This is a genomic window from Bacillus sp. LUNF1 (assembly GCF_011008975.1).
Classification (GTDB): Bacteria; Bacillota; Bacilli; order Bacillales; family Bacillaceae; genus Bacillus; species Bacillus velezensis.
On record NZ_CP048876.1, the window covers coordinates 3,581,347 to 3,597,085 of the forward strand.

A 15,739-nucleotide genomic window follows, 5' to 3' on the forward strand; every position below is an offset into this window, starting at 1 on the left:
CGTTTCGGGACGGCCTGCTTATCAGACATAAAGCAATGGCGAAGGTTCTCTTAGAGTGATCTTCGCCATTTTTAGTTCATATAAGGCTTTTTTGCTTAGCCAAAGAACGCTAAGAACGCGATAACGACAGCGATAATCGGAAGGGCCTCAACCAATGCGATACCCATGAACATAAGAGTTCTAAGTTCTTTTCCTGCTTCCGGCTGACGGGCGATTCCCTCTACCGTACGTGAAACGATCAGACCGTTACCAATACCTGCACCAAGTGCACCTAAACCGATTGCAATTGCAGCTGCTATTAAATTCATGAAAAAGTTCCTCCTTTAAAATGTTATCCGAATGGATATATGATTTTAATGATCATGACTGATTTTGTGTGACATGTACACCATCGTCAGCATCGTAAAGATAAATGCCTGGATGGTACCGATGAACAAGCTGAACGCCTGCCATGCAAGCATCGGAAGAATGGCTCCGACTGTGCCGACCAAACCGAGAAAGAAGCTGTTTGAGTAGAAATTCGTCGCCAGATTCGCAAGCAGGCCAAGAAGAATTTCCCCGGCGAAAATGTTACCGTAAAGACGAAGTCCGAGTGTCAGCGTATTCGCAAACTCCTCAATGATCTTCATCGGGAACATAAGCGGAACCGGTCTGAGGTAATCCTTAGAGTATTCCTTCAAACCTTTCATCTTCACGCCGTAATAGTGCGTTAACGACACAACCATAACGGCTAGAGTCAGAGTAATAGCCGGATCGGCCGTCGGTGATTTCCACCAAAGCTCGTGTCCGACCGTTACAGAAAACGGCAGCCCCAGCATATTTGATACAAATATGTACATCAGCAAGGTTACACCAAGCGCCAAGAAGTTAGCCCCTGTTTTTAAATCCATTGTACTGCCTATAATATTGCGGACAAAATCAACAATCCATTCCATGAAGTTCTGGGCTTTTCCTGGACGGATGGACAGCGTTCTCGTAGTGAGAATCGCAATCAGCAGCACAATCACACTTGCCACAGTAATCATCAGAATGTTTGTCAGATTAAAAGTAAGACCAAACAAATCCATAGTTCTGTAATCGTGATTCAATGGGTTTTCACCTCTCTTCCATTGATGAACGTTTGAGCTGAATAATGGAATCTATCATAATGACGGGATAAATTGTCATTAATCCAATAATCACACTTGCCACACTGACTTTATCGGGATATTTAAAGGCGACAGCCATCGCAAGTATCGCATTGCACCAACGCGCTGCGCTCCCGAGTGATCGTATGGACTTTCCTTTCGCCACGGCCTTGTCAAAAGCATTCATTCTTCTGGTCAAGAGCCATAAATTAAACAAACTGAAAACAGTTCCCAAAAAGAGGCCTAGAAAAACAGTTTTATACGCCGTAAGACCATATCCCAGCAAATAGATTGCTAAGATCACAAATACATATCTCCGTTGTCTGCTGAATGTAAGATTGGGATCGTCCATCAACTATCTGTCTCCTGATGAAAATGTAATATAATTCCTGGATACGGCAAAACATGCGGTTAACCCTTTGCAGAAGGCCTTTTTTTGTCCCGCAAAACGGCCTGTTCGAAAAAACCACTCATCCTCCTGATGCCACGGGATGCTGTTTCATTCGCTTAGATAAATCCTCATATAACGGGTTTTTTGGAGGATTTAAAATGAGGATGGATACTAGAAATGAAAGGAATGAAAACCTTCTCATAATACCCTCGTTTAGCATACAATAGCCCCTAACATGTGTCAATCTGTTTAAAGTTAAAAAACTTTTTATACCGAAAGCATACACAGAATGTTCACAAATTCACCTATAAATGTATGAAGTCTGCCCATTCAGCAAATATCTGGATAAAAAAAGAAAACCCCCTGAATGAGGTTTTCCGATTTATTTGGTTCCGTACAGTCTGTCACCCGCGTCACCGAGGCCCGGAACGATATAGCCTTTTTCATTCAGTTTTTCATCAAGGGCGGCGATATAAATATCAACGTCAGAGTGATGTTTCTGCAGCTCTTCCACGCCTTCCGGAGCCGCTACAAGACACATAAAACGAATGTTTCTCGCGCCGCGCTTTTTCAGGCTGTTTATCGCTTCCACCGCAGAACCTCCCGTAGCAAGCAGCGGATCCACGACAATAAATTCGCGTTCTTCTACATCAGAAGGAAGCTTGACATAGTATTCCACCGGTTTTAAGGTTTCCGGATCACGGTATAATCCGACATGTCCCACTTTAGCGGCCGGGATTAATTTCAGCATGCCGTCAACCATTCCGAGACCCGCTCTCAGGATCGGCACGATACCGAGTTTCTTCCCTGAAATCACTTTGGATGTCGCTGTTTGAACAGGTGTTTTCACTTCCACTTCTTTAAGAGGAAGATCACGTGTAATTTCAAACGCCATCAGTGACGCGACTTCGTCCACAAGGTCTCTGAAATCCTTTGTGCCTGTATTTTCATTCCGAATATATGTCAGCTTGTGCTGGATTAAAGGATGATCAAATACGTAAACCTTTCCCATACTGTGTTCAGCTCCTTTTTTGTTGTCCGAGTGACTTTTTCACACTTCTATTGATTCTACAGAAAAAGACAAACAGTTTCAAGAAAATCATAAAAAAACCCGCCGGATTAAGGTTCCGGCGGGTTTCTTCCTTATTAATAGTCCAGTTCTTTATATAAAGGAAACTTTTCAGTCAAGGCAGATACGCGCTGTCTCGCTTCTTCAAGTTTTGCTTCGTCTTCATGATTTTTCAGTGCGAGGCCGATGATGGCGCCGACTTCTTCAAGCGCGTCACCGTCAAAGCCGCGGCTTGTCACAGCTGCCGTACCAAGACGGATTCCGCTTGTGACGAACGGTTTTTCCGGATCGTAAGGGATCGCGTTTTTATTAGATGTAATGCCGATTTCATCAAGAACGTGTTCAGCGACTTTTCCGGTCAGACCGAGAGAACGGAGGTCGACAAGCACAAGGTGGTTATCCGTTCCGCCTGATACGAGCTGAATGCCCTCTTTGTTCAGAGACTCAGCCAGGCGCTTCGCGTTCGAGATGACGTTTTGTGCATACGTTTTGAAATCATCTTCAAGCACTTCTCCGAAAGAAACGGCTTTGGCCGCGATGACATGCATAAGCGGTCCGCCTTGGATTCCCGGGAAAATGGATTTATCAATCTTTTTGCCGAACTCTTCACGGCAAAGGATCATTCCTCCGCGGGGTCCGCGAAGTGTTTTGTGAGTCGTTGTCGTTACAAAGTCAGCGTAAGGAACCGGATTCGGATGAAGACCGGCTGCGACAAGACCCGCGATATGCGCCATGTCTACCATGAAGTAAGCGCCGACTTCATCAGCGATTTCGCGGAATTTTTTAAAGTCGATCGTGCGGGGGTACGCGCTCGCTCCGGCAACGATGAGTTTCGGCTTATGCGCCAGCGCTTTTTCACGCACATCTTCATAATCTATATATTGCGTGTCTTTATCGACACCGTATTCTACAAAGTTGTATTGAACGCCGCTGAAATTAACCGGGCTTCCGTGTGTTAAGTGGCCGCCGTGGGAGAGGTTCATCCCGAGCACCGTGTCGCCGTGCTCTAAAATCGTGAAGTAAACAGCCATGTTCGCCTGAGCGCCTGAGTGCGGCTGAACGTTTACATGCTCAGCTCCGAAAATCTCTTTCGCGCGGTCGCGGGCGATGTCCTCGACGACATCAACATGCTCACAGCCGCCGTAGTAGCGTTTGCCGGGGTAGCCTTCAGCATATTTGTTTGTTAAAACAGAGCCTTGTGCTTCCATTACCGCTTCCGTCACGAAGTTTTCAGAAGCAATTAATTCGATCTTAGTCTGTTGACGCTTACGCTCATCTTTGATGGCGTTAAACACTTGTTTGTCTTGTACAGGTAAATGTTTCATCAGCGAGATCCTCTCCTATCCGTTTCCTGTTCTTTATTTTTACCACCCTTATTGTACATGGTTTTTCAGGTGAATGTAACAGCTTATTTAAAAAAATCACAAAATTTAATTAGAAAACACGAACATTATACAGGAAAAGTATTTTCATCATTCGCATTCATAAACGGCGCGAATTCCGCCTATCAGCTTCGGTCTTGTCCGGGCCATCGTCACATGTGCTTCTCCAAGCTCACGGCTTGATATCCGGACAGGGACGGCAACGGGTTTCAGATGCATGCCGATGAACGTATCACCGATGTCAATCCCGGCGTCAGCCTGAATCGATTCGGCGAGCACGGGAGAACGCATCTGCCGGTATGCATAAGAGGCCATCGCTCCGCCCGCTTTCGGGACGGGGACGGCTGAAACAATGGGGAGCCTGAACCGCTCGGCCGTTTCCGCTTCAATGACAAGCGCCCTGTTTAAATGCTCGCAGCATTGAAAAGCAAGATGCACACCCGTTTTTTCCTTAAACCGGTTAAGTCCGCCGTATATCAATTCAGCCCAATCTCCGCTTCCGGCGGTGCCGATCCGACTTCCGGCGGCTTCACTTGTACTGCACCCGATCACCAGCAGACTGCCGTCCGTCAGTCCTGCCTGCTCTTGAAACTCAGTCAGCATGTCCGTCCATTTTTGCTTCATCTCTTCCATTGTCCAGCACCTCTTACAGATTTTTTTCTTCGTAATCTGCGATTTTGCCGATCCGCCGTTCGTGGCGGCCGCCCGTAAATTCAGTCGTCAGCCAGACTTTTGCGATTTCGCGCGCCAGCCCCGGGCCGATGACGCGTTCGCCCATCGCAAGAACATTCGTGTCATTGTGTTCACGCGTCGCTTTTGCGCTGAAGGTGTCATGGGCAAGCGCACAGCGTATGCCCTTTACCTTATTTGCGGAGATGCTCATGCCGATGCCTGTGCCGCAAATTAAAATTCCCCTGTCAGCTTCGCCGTTCACCACTTTTTCCGCTACCGGAAAAGCGTAGTCTGAATAATCGACAGAGCCGGCGCCGCATTCACAGCCCATATCAATGTATTCAATCTGCAATTCATCCAAAAGACTTTTTATTTCTTCGCGGATATGGACGCCGCCGTGATCTGACGCAATAGCTACTTTCATTCATTTACCTCCTAGGTGTGGCTGGGCGAAGACAGCCCAGTGTGCTTGTCCTTTTTATTACGAAATCCGTTGATTTCATTCTACTCTTTCACATTCGTTTTGCAAATGACCTGTTTGCAGATTTTCTGACAGATTACTTGCTTTTTCCGTCAAGCAATTGATCAGCCAAAAGGGTCAGCAGCTCCTCCAGTTCGTCCCGCGTCTGTTTATAAACATCAAGCGGACCGCCGAACGGGTCAGAGATATCGCCGTTTTCCCCCGTTACGTATTCTTTAATGGTAAAGACTTTGCCCTGACTGTTTTGATACCGGCCTTCAATCAGCTGTTTATGCTGTTCCGTCATCGCCAGCACCAGATCAGCCGTCTCGATATGTTCTTCCGATAAGGGAGATGAACTGTGATTGAGAGCGATCCGTTTTTCAAACAGCGCTTCTACGGCATGGGCCGACGCTTTTCCGTGCGGAGACGCGAATACGCCGGCCGAGCTTACGCTGACATCCAGCCCTTTCGTTTCTGCAATGGATTTAAAAAGAGCCTCAGCCATGGGACTGCGGCATGTATTGCCTGTACATACAAAGATTATTTTCATGTCCGTCACCTCTTACTGCCTATTATAAATGAAGAAAAAAGAAACGGCATCTTCGTTTCTTTTTTTACGTATCTTATATCGGTAAAAGCAGTTTCAGCCCGAATCCGATCAAAATGGCTCCGCCAAGCGCTTCGCTGTAGGAGCCGAGCCACGACTGCACCTTTCTTCCCGCCAAAAGGCCCGCCCATGTTAAAACGGTGCTGAAGACCCCGAACAGCGTAACGGCCAGAAACGGATTGGAGCCGTTCATCCCGAGACTGAGCCCGACAGAAAAGCTGTCCAGACTGACACCGACCGCAAACAGCAACAGTCCCGAGCCTGCCGGAGATATGAGCGGCCCGTCTGATTGTTTAAACGCGGCGATGATCATCTGCACCCCTAAAATGAAAAGAAGAGATCCGCCGATGTAAACGGCGAGCATCCCCAAAAAACCGGACAGCAGATGCCCGGCCGCCATTCCCACAAGCGGCATCATGACATGAAACAGCCCGATGACAACCCCTATATGAAAAATCTGTTTTTTCTTCAGCTGAATCATTCCCATTCCGAGTCCGACGGAAAAGGCATCCGTCCCCAAAGCAAATGCCATGATGCTTAAGGAGACAAGTTCCCCGATGAATAGATTCGACATGAAATAAAAACCCCCTTGGACGTGCCCGCATGTTTAGCTTATGCATGTCCGATAAGGGGTAGAACAAGTTAATGGATAACGGTGCCGCCTGCGGCTTTCATCAGCCTGTTCATCACGGCGAGCCCCACTCCGGTATCCGGAAAGGACTCAGAAATAATCATGTCCACTTCCGCTTCATCAAAGCTGCGGAGCGCATCGTATAAGGCGGATGCCACTGTTTCAAGGTCGGCGCGTCTGCCGCAGACCTTGATATAATCAGCCTGGTAACTATCGGCGTTCTCTTCTGTTGTCAGAATGCCGATTCGTTTTCCCCGGCTTTTATATACGTCTGCCAGTTCTTGAATTCTCCGGGCGCCGCCGTCGGCAATAGCCATCGGCGCAGAAGGCGCGTAATGTGTATATTTCATACCCGGAGAAATAGGAACCTCATCTTCTTCGGTCAGCCCTTTATCCACAAGAACCGGACCGGCGGCGGATTCAATCTGCTCTTTTGTCACGCCGCCCGGACGAAGCAGCACGGGCTGTTTCCCCGTACAGGACAGAACGGTTGATTCCACTCCGATTCCCGTCGCGCCGCCGTCCACAATACCGGCAATGCGGCCGTTTAAATCATGAGCTACATGCTCGGCCTTCGTCGGGCTCGGTTTCCCTGATAAATTGGCGCTCGGCGCGGCGATCGGCAGTCCGGCCGAGCTGATGAGGGCTAATGCCACCGGATGATCAGGCATTCTGACCGCTACCGTCTCAAGTCCCGCGGTGACACGGGGTGACAGCACACCGGGCTTACACGGCAGGACAAGGGTCAGCGCCCCCGGCCAGAATAGCTTCATAAGCTTTTTCGCCGTATCAGGAATATGGCTGATAAAACGATCAAGCTGGCTGATATGGGATATATGCACAATCAGCGGGTTATCGCTCGGCCTTCCTTTCGCCTCATATATTTTCGTTACGGCTTCCGTATTTTCAGCGTTAGCGCCCAGTCCGTAAACGGTTTCTGTCGGAAAAGCCACAACCTCATTCTGCCGGAGCAATTCCGCGGCTTGTGTAATCTGGGGATCGGTTGTGGATAATTCGCGCGAACAATCCACAAACCATCTTTTTGTTTTCATGTATAACCAAACTCCTTATTTTAAAGCGGTAAAACTTTATTTTCTCTCGTGTATTCCTTTTGAAAGTATAAAAGATGTCCTTTAATAAAACAAGTGTTATCCACAAACTGTGGACAACACTTTTTAATAAGTGGATAACCTTGTGTATAAGTTAGATCAGGCAGAGGTTTTCACCATTAAAAACGAACCTTCTGTGTATAACGAGTTGCGGAAATGTTCGGACGTATACAGTTCATCAGGCGCATCGGCGCACGCTTCAAATCCCATCACATTCAGAAACTCAGCAGATGAGGGCTGATTGGCGACTAAGTAGACATCTTGAATCTCATGTTTTTTGCACAGCACATCCATACTTTGAAACAGTGTAACGATATGGCTTTGATTCAGCCTGTCCGACATGACGAGTGAACGGAGAAGCCCTTTTCCGCCGCTGAATTTTTCGATCCCGAGACAGGCGGCAATCTTTTTTTCGCTGTCCTCCAGCACGATAAACCGGCTGATCTGCTGATCGATTTCCGCATGTGCCGTATCAGCCTTTTTCAAAAAGGCCTCCAGCGCCTCCGTATCTTGATCTCTTGCCACTCTCAGCTGATAAAACATATATTTCCCTCCGTTTCGATCAACTCTTTCTTCCAATCTATGAATCGAATCCGGATTTATGCCTTTTGCTTCAGGAAAATAGATCTGAAATCCAATCGACGAGGAAAAACTTCACTTCTGTATCATCGTCTTCTTTATTTTCTTTCTTCGCTTTATCAGCCTTTGCTTTTACGTCATCCAGCACTTTTTTAGTCTGTTTCTGCGTTTCTTCCTGCTTCTGTCCGCCGTCTTCCTGATCTTTCACCGCTTCGCCGTTTGAGAAATCAAGGAAGCACAGCGGCGGAAACAAGACGCACCACCAGTTGGCGCCCTCGCCATTGCCGAGTGTAATTAAAATCGCTTCATATTTTCCGGCCGGATAGACCATATTGCCGTAGAGCTTTGTCGGAAACGAGATTTTATTGAATTGAACTGAAACGGATTGATGCGCACCCTTTTCTTTCATTGTTTGTTTGACGATTTCTTTAATTTCAGGAAGCTTCGAACGAATGAGCCGCCGCGCTTCTTCAATGGAAGTGATATCTTTCACCCAGTCCGTGATTTGCTTGTTTACAGCATCTCTGATCTGGCGCTTGAGCTTTTGATCCTCATCGTTATCACTGTTGGCCAAAATCCTGAGCCGGATCGCTTCATCCGGTATGACAACGGGCTCATTGGCTGATGCCCGCGCCGTTTCTTCTTTTGTCAAACCCGCAAGCGCTCCTGATAATAAAAGAAAAATATATATGCAGATCATCATTGTCTGTTTCATCGGTCCCCACCGTTCCTCTCCGTGCTTTTTTTATCTAGTCCCATTATGGACATGACGGAAAAGGTTTAAACCGGCGGGAAGAAAAAAATCTAGCAAGCTGATAATCTGCATTGACAGATTCAAAATATGGTACGATATTATTTTGATAGGAGGTTTTCAGATGAAATATAATTACACCGTGCTGCTGTCGGCGGCATGCATGTCTGTCATTTATTCTATTTTGTATGTTCATCAATTCATTATCGCGGCTTTCATTTCGATGGCGTTTTATTTTTTGTTTCCTTATTTGATTTTTGCGCTGCCGCTTCAATACTTTCTGAATAAAAAGCCGAAGAGATTTCATCCGCTGTATCTTCTTTATTATTTAGGGGTGTCATTCATTGCAAACGGGATCATCTTCGGTCTTTTGCAGCCGTCAGGCCAATCTCTGTTTTCTAATTCAGCCTTTTATATCTTTGCGGTTTTAACAGCCGTCGTCTATTGGGTATGGGATTCCGTATTGCTGCAAAGACAAAATCCGGCTACAGAAGCGTAATCAGCAGACAGCCGGCTGAAGGGAGAGCGGCGCAAAAGAAAACGGCGGCCATCTTTAAACGGGCGTGCCGTCCTTCTTCTGTTTCAGAATGATAATTGGCCCGCTGCTCCGCTCCGCTTACGGCCAACCCGGAAACGATGATCGCTGTGACGATAAGAACAGCCGTAACGGCGCCGAAAATGATGTCAAAGCCAAACGGCAGAACAAACCCCCGCCGCATAAGCTGCGGCGGCGAGTATACATCCGAAGGCGAACGCTTTTTTCTAGGCGGATGCCCCTTTCATTTTCTTTCCATTGTAACAAAAGCCCGCCGTGTGCGTCACCGGCGGGCTTTTTTCATGATGTGATGATCGCGGATACGGTTCTGTCTTTTCCGTTGATGTCCTGTACGACTTCCACTTCCGCATTCGGAAAGGAATGACGGAACAGGTCTTTCACGGCTTTTCCCTGATTATATCCGATTTCAAAGACGACAAGCGCTTTATCTTTCATGACAAGAGGCAGCTCCTCCATAAACCGCTTGTAGAATTTCAAACCGTCACCGCCGTCCGTAAGAGCATGAAGCGGCTCATGGAAACGGACGATATCCGACAAATCCGCCATTTCTTCTTCAGAAATATACGGCGGATTGGAAACAATAATATCCGCTTTTTTCCCTGATGAAATAAAAGGAGTTAACAGATCTCCCTGCAAAAAACAGACGTCCGCTCCGAGGTTCTGCGCATTTCTTTCCGCCACCTGCAGCGCTTCTTTTGAAATATCCGAAGCCGATATTGAAAAATGTCCGCATTCAAGCGCGAGCGTCACCGCAATGGCTCCGCTCCCCGTACCGATATCAATGACGTTCAGGCGTTCTGCCTCGGAAAATACCCGCTTCTGTCTGTCCAGCAGATGAAAGACGACTTCTTCCGTTTCCGGACGCGGAATGAGAACATCGTCATTCACAAAAAATTCCCTGCCGTAAAACTGTTCTTTCCCGATAATATATTGAATCGGAATACCTTCTTTATGCATCTCCACGTGCCGTCTGAATCGATAAAGCTCGTCCTCGCCGACGGGCTCCTGCAGACTTGCGAGAAGTTTGCTCCGATCCATTCCGGTATCATTTAACAACAGCAGCTCGGCCGCGTTTTTTTCTCTTCCCGCTTCGGTTAAATAAGAAGAAGCCCAGCTTAGGGCTTCAAAAACGGTCTTCATCTTAATTTTCCGCCTGCTGGAGCTTGCTTGACTGGTCTTCTACGATTAACGCTTCAACCACTTCATCAAGCTTGCCTTCCAGGATTTGATCCAGCTTTTGAATCGTCAGGCCGATACGGTGATCCGTCACACGGTTTTGCGGGAAATTGTATGTGCGGATACGCTCGGAACGGTCGCCTGAACCGACGGCTGATTTACGGGTCTGATCATATTCAGCCTGAGCTTCCTGCTGGAATTTGTCATAGATTCTGGCGCGGAGCACCTTCATCGCTTTTTCTTTGTTTTTAATCTGAGATTTTTCATCCTGACAGGATACGACGACACCGGTCGGTAAATGCGTCAGGCGTACGGCCGACATCGTCGTGTTTACGCTTTGTCCGCCCGGTCCGCTTGATGCGAATGTATCGACGCGGATGTCTTTTTCGTGGATGTCCACTTCTACTTCTTCCGCTTCAGGAAGACACGCCACCGTCGCCGTGGATGTATGAATACGGCCGCCTGATTCCGTTTCCGGAACACGCTGTACGCGGTGCGCGCCATTTTCATACTTCAGCTTGGAGTATGCGCCTTTTCCCGTAATCATAAAGATGATTTCTTTGTAACCGCCCGTTCCGGTCACGTTTGCTTCCATGACTTCAGTCTTCCATCCTTGGATTTCGGCGTAACGGGAGTACATTCTGTAGAGATTTCCCGCAAACAGCGCGGCTTCTTCTCCTCCCGCCGCTCCGCGGATCTCCATGATTACGTTTTTGTCATCGTTCGGGTCTTTCGGGATGAGGAGCACTTTCAAACGCTCTGATAAGGTTTCCGTCTCTCCCTGCAGTTCGGAGATTTCTTCCTTCACCATTTCTCTCATATCGGCATCAAGCTTTTCCTCAAGCATCGCTTTCGCATCGGCAAGCTGTTCTGATGCGTCTCTGTATTGTCTATAGACTTCAACGGTTTCTTGTATATCAGATTGCTCTTTCGAATATTCTCTAAGCTTTTTCGGATCGTTGACCACTTCCGGATCACTTAAAAGCTCATTTAATTTTTCGTATCGTTGTTCAATTGACTGTAAACGGTCTAACACGGTCTTCACCTCTGTTTTCCTGTGCGTAACATTCTCATTATAGTATAGGGCTTATCGCCAGTCAAAAGCAATTCGCCTCTGTTATACTGAAGCAAAAAAGGAGGGGCGGATATGCTGAAATCCATCCACCATATAGCAATCATATGCTCTGATTATGAAAAGTCGAAAGCTTTTTACACCGAGATTCTCGGTTTCGGCATTATAAAAGAAACATACCGAAAGGATCGCGGATCTTATAAACTTGATCTGGCGCTGGACGGCGCGTATGCGATTGAATTGTTTTCCTTTCCCGATCCGCCTGAACGGCCGACCAGACCGGAAGCCGCGGGTCTCCGGCATCTTGCCTTCACCGTGAACGATCTTGAAGCAGCCGTCAGGGAGTTAAAGGAAAAGGGCGTCGGCACAGAACCGATCAGAACCGATCCGCTGACGGGGAAACGGTTTACCTTTTTCTTTGATCCCGACAAGCTTCCGCTTGAATTGTATGAAGCGTAACGTTTTTTGAAGAAATGCCGCTTTCTTTGGCGAATTCCTTCTTGTTTTGTCTAACATGAAGGGAACGCCGCCTCATGGTCGAATACCTAGCAAAAAGGAGGTATGTGATCATGAATACAAACATGGCCGCGAAAGAGCTCGGTGTCTCCGCAAAAACGGTGCAAAGGTGGGTCAAGCAGCTGAATCTTCCGGCTGAACGGAATGAGCTCGGACATTATTCCTTTACACCTGAGGATCTTGATGTGCTGAAATCGGTCAAACGGCAAATTTCTGAAGGCACTGCCCTTCTGGACGTTCAAGTGCCCCGGCAGCCGAAAAAACGGACGGGCTTCATTTTGCAGCGTCCGAAAATCAATGGCGGCGCTGAACAAAGATTGGCAGAGCTGGAGCGCAAACTGGACATTCTCACAAAAGAGAAACAAGGTGAGAACCATCTGCTTTCAAGGATAGAGGAGCTTGAACGCCAGCTGAAACAAAAGGCGGATGAAGGGGTGTCTTATCAGCTTCTTCAGCACAGGCGGGAAATTGACGACCTCAATACCGAATTGCAGACATTGGCCTCCCGCATCCAGGAACTTTCCCAGACAGCTCCCCTCTCAGAAACAGCCGCTTCTTCAGAACATAAGAAACCCAGAAAAAAAACGAGATTTTCGCCTTTTAAATTTCAATTCTAATCAAAAAAGCTCCCTGAAACAGGGAGCTTTTGATTATGCAGTCAGCGCAATGATGATCGGCAGTGAGATGAGAGATAAAATCGCACTGATCACGAACGCGGACGCAGTTTCTTCCTCTTGTTTTTCGAAACGTGTGGCAATCATCGCCGCTACCGCAGATCCAGGGAATGCAACGAGCAATACCGCTTTAGTGATCTGGTCAGCCGGAAGTCCGACTGCAAGAGCGATCAAGTACATCAGCGCAGGCTGAACGGCAACTTTTAACAAAGCGATACCGAAAGCCGGCAGACTGAGCTTAATGTTGCGGATACCGACAGTTACACCGACGGCGAAGAGCGCAACACCTGATGTTGTGCTTCCGAGCTGATCAAGCATTTTTTCTCCCAAGCCAGGGAGTGTTACACCGCAGAGTACCAGAATGATACTGATAAGCGGTGCAGCCGCAAGCGGTTCGGAAAGACCGTGAAGAATAGACTTACCAGTCATTTTCCAGAAGTTCTCGTTTTCAGTGTCTTTTTTCTTAGATGACTCACCGACAGTAGCGATAATGATCGCAAGCGGGTCAAGGATGGCGTTAACCACGATACCCGTAACGGCGATAGGAATCGCTACTTCGCTTGCTCCGAATAAGCTTCCTAGTACGGGAATACCCATAAAAGCAAATGTCGGCTGTGCAGAGTTTAAAGAAAATACAGATGAATTCGTTAAATCATACTTGAAGATAAATTTACAAACCAACAGAATGACGATAAAGAATCCGACAATCCCAATGATCAAAGCGACCATCAATGGAACCTGTGATAAAAACGCACTTCTTGAAGTGGTTAAAATACTTGCGATAAAATGCGCCGGAAGCGCGTACTTCGTAACTAAGGTGCTTACCCCTTTTGCTGACTTCGCGTCATAACTTCCGAAGCGACCTGCGAACCATCCCAGCACGATCACGAAAAAGATCGGCGCCAGGAGGATTAAAATATCTAAGAAGCTCAAAATATTCTCCTCCAAATCCTTAATGTCCGTATACTTTAGCCTTTACATAAAAGCTTTCCCTCGGACTGTAAAATTAATCGTAAAAATTATTTAGCGACAACTTGCTTATATTGCGGTTTCCACATTGCATCAAGAACGGCTTGTTCTACATTTTCAGGAATGCGGTTTGCCACGCCTTCTTTAATTGCAGTTTCCGCTACGGCGATCGCAACTTTAATTGAAACTTCTTGTAAGTCGCTCATGCTCGGCAGAAGGCCTGCACCCGGTGTTTCAAAATCAACGCTTTCTGCGATTGCGTCAGCAGTTGCCGCAAACATTGCAGGAGTAATCACTTTCGCTTCTACAACGATTGAACCGAGACCAAGTCCAGGGAACGCGAATGCGTTGTTAGATTGTCCGATTTCATGAGAAACGCCATTGTACTCTACATTGTCAAACGGACTTCCTGTCGCCACAAGCACTTTGCCGTCAGTCCATTTGAAAAGATCGCTAGGAACGGCTTCAGCAAGCGGTGTCGGGTTAGACATCGGCATGATGACCGGACGCTCAACGTGTTTTGCCATTTCTTTGACGATTTCTTCACTGAACGCGCCGCTTTGGCCTGATGTACCGATTAAGATTGTCGGTTTCGCTTGACGGATCACTTCAATGAAAGGAATTTGTCCGTTTTCATCGCGTTTCCAATCTTTAATTTCTTCAGCTGTGCGCAGGTACGGCTCTTGGAAATCAAGAATGTTTTCCATACCTTCAATTAACAAGCCTCTGTAGTCCATTGTGTAGAACGCTTTGTTGGCTTCTTCTTCAGAAAGACCTGCAAGCACCATAGTGTCGCGGATTTGGTCAGCGATTCCGATTCCGGCAGATCCTGCACCGAAGACAACCACACGCTGGTCTTTAATAGACGCGCCTGTTTTCTTCATAGCCGCAAGCACACCTGCAAGCGTAATCGCACCTGTTCCTTGAATGTCATCGTTGAATGTAAGAATTTCATGGTTGTATTTCTTCATGATATTGCGCGCGTTTTTGTTTCCAAGGTCTTCCCAGTGAAGAAGAGCTTTAGGGAAATATTTAAGCGCAGCTTTTACATAAGCGTCAACGAAAGCTTCGTAACGTTCGCCTTGGATACGTTCATGGCGGTTACCGATGTATAAAGGATCGTTCAGAAGTTTTTCATTGTTCGTACCGACGTCAAGAACGACAGGAATAACACGGCTTGGGTCAATACCGGCAGCAGCTGTGTATACCGCTAATTTACCGATGGCGATGTTGATACCGCCTACACCCCAGTCACCGATTCCGAGGATGCTTTCTGAGTCTGTCGCAACGATCAGATCAATATCTCCGGCAGTGGCATGAAGGTTTTCAAATGCCTCTTCGATTCCTTCCACGTTGTCGATAGAAAGGTAAATCCCTTGAGGTCTTCTGTACTCATGGCTGTATTCTTGAATCGCTTCACCGACAGTCGGTGTGTAAACAACCGGCAGCATTTCACGAAGATGGTTTTGAAGCAATTTAAAGAAAAGAACTTCGTTACGGTTTTGCAAATCATTCAAATACACGTTTTGGCGAAGGCGGTCCGGCTGAGCTTGAAACTGCTCGTATGCGCGTTTTGCCTGCTCATCAAGAGACAGAATTGTCGGAGGAAGCAGCCCGTCTAATCCAAGGCTTTTTCTTTCTTCTGCTGAAAACGCAACACCTTTATTTAAAGTAGGGATAGATAGAACTTCTTTTCCTCTTAAAGTAGTTTCTAAGTTGCCTTCCTTCGTTACTTTAATATTATTCAAGAAAATCTCCTTCTTTCTTCAAATAGTTAACAAAGTTAAGTAATTACCCATTTTGGCTAGTGTGATCGCGATCTGCTATATCTTTTTTTGACAATTATTCGAACAATGTCTCATAACTATTTACATTACTTAGTCATTTTATGCCTGTAAAAATGAAAATTCAAGAGATGAAAATTACTTAATTTTTTCATACTCTTTTTTAAGTTATTTAACTACAATTTTTGAAAAAACGTCAAAAAAACACCGG

20 protein-coding genes are annotated in these 15,739 nt (G+C 46.8%); 3 read left to right on the forward strand and 17 right to left on the reverse strand.

Annotation, left to right across the window (positions count from 1 at the left end; all coding sequences use genetic code 11):
- Window positions 1-95: 95 nt before the first annotated feature.
- The 12 genes from atpE to spoIIR all read right to left on the reverse strand — a co-directional run bounded on the left by atpE (window position 96) and on the right by spoIIR (window position 8,745).
- Window positions 96-308, reverse strand: coding sequence for a F0F1 ATP synthase subunit C (gene atpE, locus G4O42_RS17785; RefSeq protein WP_003151167.1), 213 nt, complete (start codon window positions 306-308; stop codon window positions 96-98).
- 45 nt (window positions 309-353) lie between these two features.
- Window positions 354-1,088 carry a F0F1 ATP synthase subunit A gene (gene atpB, locus G4O42_RS17790; RefSeq protein WP_029325729.1) on the reverse strand — a complete coding sequence of 245 codons (735 nt, stop codon included), beginning with the start codon at window positions 1,086-1,088 and terminating at the stop codon, window positions 354-356.
- A 7-nt stretch (window positions 1,089-1,095) separates the two neighbouring features.
- Window positions 1,096-1,479, reverse strand: a complete 384-nt coding sequence (gene atpI / locus G4O42_RS17795; RefSeq protein ID WP_003151155.1) for an ATP synthase subunit I — start codon at window positions 1,477-1,479, stop codon at window positions 1,096-1,098.
- A 421-nt stretch (window positions 1,480-1,900) separates the two neighbouring features.
- The gene (gene upp / locus G4O42_RS17800) at window positions 1,901-2,530 is read right to left on the reverse strand and encodes a uracil phosphoribosyltransferase (protein WP_032875946.1); all 630 of its coding nucleotides are present in this window, start codon (window positions 2,528-2,530) and stop codon (window positions 1,901-1,903) included.
- A 134-nt stretch (window positions 2,531-2,664) separates the two neighbouring features.
- Window positions 2,665-3,912 (reverse strand): serine hydroxymethyltransferase, encoded by a 1,248-nt coding sequence (gene glyA, locus G4O42_RS17805; RefSeq protein ID WP_007614376.1) that lies wholly within the window; start codon window positions 3,910-3,912, stop codon window positions 2,665-2,667.
- 147 nt (window positions 3,913-4,059) lie between these two features.
- Window positions 4,060-4,602, reverse strand: a complete 543-nt coding sequence (locus tag G4O42_RS17810; protein ID WP_007407598.1) for a TIGR01440 family protein — start codon at window positions 4,600-4,602, stop codon at window positions 4,060-4,062.
- Window positions 4,603-4,615: 13 nt separating this feature from the next.
- A complete protein-coding gene (gene rpiB / locus G4O42_RS17815) occupies window positions 4,616-5,065 on the reverse strand; it encodes a ribose 5-phosphate isomerase B (protein ID WP_003151149.1) in 450 nt (149 codons plus the stop codon).
- 133 nt (window positions 5,066-5,198) lie between these two features.
- Complete coding sequence (locus G4O42_RS17820; protein WP_003151148.1) at window positions 5,199-5,654, reverse strand: low molecular weight protein arginine phosphatase; 456 nt, start codon at window positions 5,652-5,654, stop codon at window positions 5,199-5,201.
- Window positions 5,655-5,727: 73 nt separating this feature from the next.
- Entirely contained in the window at window positions 5,728-6,285 is a 558-nt protein-coding gene (locus G4O42_RS17825) for a manganese efflux pump MntP (RefSeq protein WP_021494810.1), read from the reverse strand.
- A 68-nt stretch (window positions 6,286-6,353) separates the two neighbouring features.
- Window positions 6,354-7,394 carry an L-threonylcarbamoyladenylate synthase gene (locus G4O42_RS17830; protein WP_032875942.1) on the reverse strand — a complete coding sequence of 347 codons (1,041 nt, stop codon included), beginning with the start codon at window positions 7,392-7,394 and terminating at the stop codon, window positions 6,354-6,356.
- A gap of 156 nt (window positions 7,395-7,550) precedes the next feature.
- Complete coding sequence (locus G4O42_RS17835; protein WP_032875939.1) at window positions 7,551-7,994, reverse strand: GNAT family N-acetyltransferase; 444 nt, start codon at window positions 7,992-7,994, stop codon at window positions 7,551-7,553.
- A 70-nt stretch (window positions 7,995-8,064) separates the two neighbouring features.
- On the reverse strand, window positions 8,065-8,745 hold the full coding sequence (gene spoIIR, locus G4O42_RS17840; RefSeq protein ID WP_032875936.1) for a stage II sporulation protein R: 681 nt from the start codon (window positions 8,743-8,745) through the stop codon (window positions 8,065-8,067).
- A gap of 160 nt (window positions 8,746-8,905) precedes the next feature.
- On the opposite strand from spoIIR, the gene G4O42_RS17845 reads away from it, so the two are divergent.
- The gene (locus G4O42_RS17845; RefSeq protein ID WP_032869468.1) at window positions 8,906-9,280 is read left to right on the forward strand and encodes a UPF0715 family protein; all 375 of its coding nucleotides are present in this window, start codon (window positions 8,906-8,908) and stop codon (window positions 9,278-9,280) included.
- Here G4O42_RS17845 and G4O42_RS17850 read toward each other — a convergent pair.
- From G4O42_RS17850 to prfA, 3 genes are all read right to left on the reverse strand, one after another.
- Complete coding sequence (locus tag G4O42_RS17850) at window positions 9,267-9,500, reverse strand: DUF5316 family protein (protein ID WP_045555081.1); 234 nt, start codon at window positions 9,498-9,500, stop codon at window positions 9,267-9,269. The two genes, G4O42_RS17845 and G4O42_RS17850, sit on opposite strands and share 14 nt — an antisense overlap.
- A gap of 116 nt (window positions 9,501-9,616) precedes the next feature.
- A complete protein-coding gene (gene prmC, locus G4O42_RS17855; protein WP_032875933.1) occupies window positions 9,617-10,477 on the reverse strand; it encodes a peptide chain release factor N(5)-glutamine methyltransferase in 861 nt (286 codons plus the stop codon).
- 1 nt (window position 10,478) lies between these two features.
- Window positions 10,479-11,549 (reverse strand): peptide chain release factor 1, encoded by a 1,071-nt coding sequence (prfA, locus tag G4O42_RS17860; RefSeq protein WP_003151139.1) that lies wholly within the window; start codon window positions 11,547-11,549, stop codon window positions 10,479-10,481.
- Between the two features lie 111 nt (window positions 11,550-11,660).
- On the opposite strand from prfA, the gene gloA2 reads away from it, so the two are divergent.
- Together gloA2 and racA are read left to right on the forward strand one after the other, a co-directional pair.
- On the forward strand, window positions 11,661-12,044 hold the full coding sequence (gloA2, locus tag G4O42_RS17865) for an SMU1112c/YaeR family gloxylase I-like metalloprotein (protein ID WP_007614387.1): 384 nt from the start codon (window positions 11,661-11,663) through the stop codon (window positions 12,042-12,044).
- A gap of 110 nt (window positions 12,045-12,154) precedes the next feature.
- On the forward strand, window positions 12,155-12,718 hold the full coding sequence (gene racA / locus G4O42_RS17870; RefSeq protein ID WP_029325733.1) for a chromosome-anchoring protein RacA: 564 nt from the start codon (window positions 12,155-12,157) through the stop codon (window positions 12,716-12,718).
- Window positions 12,719-12,751: 33 nt separating this feature from the next.
- Here the strand turns inward: racA and G4O42_RS17875 are convergent, their stop codons facing one another.
- Window positions 12,752-13,708, reverse strand: coding sequence for an AEC family transporter (locus G4O42_RS17875; RefSeq protein ID WP_007407608.1), 957 nt, complete (start codon window positions 13,706-13,708; stop codon window positions 12,752-12,754).
- A gap of 86 nt (window positions 13,709-13,794) precedes the next feature.
- Entirely contained in the window at window positions 13,795-15,492 is a 1,698-nt protein-coding gene (gene malS, locus G4O42_RS17880) for an oxaloacetate-decarboxylating malate dehydrogenase (protein WP_007407609.1), read from the reverse strand.
- Window positions 15,493-15,739: the final 247 nt, after the last annotated feature.

Bases quoted from the DNA above. Each gene is read 5' to 3' on its own strand.
- atpE (WP_003151167.1), bottom strand. From the start codon at position 308: ATGAATTTAATAGCAGCTGCAATTGCAATCGGTTTAGGTGCACTTGGT.
- atpI (WP_003151155.1), bottom strand. From the start codon at position 1,479: ATGGACGATCCCAATCTTACATTCAGCAGACAACGGAGATATGTATTT.
- upp (WP_032875946.1), bottom strand. From the start codon at position 2,530: ATGGGAAAGGTTTACGTATTTGATCATCCTTTAATCCAGCACAAGCTG.
- glyA (WP_007614376.1), bottom strand. From the start codon at position 3,912: ATGAAACATTTACCTGTACAAGACAAACAAGTGTTTAACGCCATCAAA.
- G4O42_RS17810 (WP_007407598.1), bottom strand. From the start codon at position 4,602: ATGGAAGAGATGAAGCAAAAATGGACGGACATGCTGACTGAGTTTCAA.
- rpiB (WP_003151149.1), bottom strand. From the start codon at position 5,065: ATGAAAGTAGCTATTGCGTCAGATCACGGCGGCGTCCATATCCGCGAA.
- G4O42_RS17820 (WP_003151148.1), bottom strand. From the start codon at position 5,654: ATGAAAATAATCTTTGTATGTACAGGCAATACATGCCGCAGTCCCATG.
- G4O42_RS17825 (WP_021494810.1), bottom strand. From the start codon at position 6,285: ATGTCGAATCTATTCATCGGGGAACTTGTCTCCTTAAGCATCATGGCA.
- G4O42_RS17830 (WP_032875942.1), bottom strand. From the start codon at position 7,394: ATGAAAACAAAAAGATGGTTTGTGGATTGTTCGCGCGAATTATCCACA.
- G4O42_RS17835 (WP_032875939.1), bottom strand. From the start codon at position 7,994: ATGTTTTATCAGCTGAGAGTGGCAAGAGATCAAGATACGGAGGCGCTG.
- spoIIR (WP_032875936.1), bottom strand. From the start codon at position 8,745: ATGAAACAGACAATGATGATCTGCATATATATTTTTCTTTTATTATCA.
- G4O42_RS17845 (WP_032869468.1), top strand. From the start codon at position 8,906: ATGAAATATAATTACACCGTGCTGCTGTCGGCGGCATGCATGTCTGTC.
- G4O42_RS17850 (WP_045555081.1), bottom strand. From the start codon at position 9,500: ATGCGGCGGGGGTTTGTTCTGCCGTTTGGCTTTGACATCATTTTCGGC.
- prmC (WP_032875933.1), bottom strand. From the start codon at position 10,477: ATGAAGACCGTTTTTGAAGCCCTAAGCTGGGCTTCTTCTTATTTAACC.
- gloA2 (WP_007614387.1), top strand. From the start codon at position 11,661: ATGCTGAAATCCATCCACCATATAGCAATCATATGCTCTGATTATGAA.
- racA (WP_029325733.1), top strand. From the start codon at position 12,155: ATGAATACAAACATGGCCGCGAAAGAGCTCGGTGTCTCCGCAAAAACG.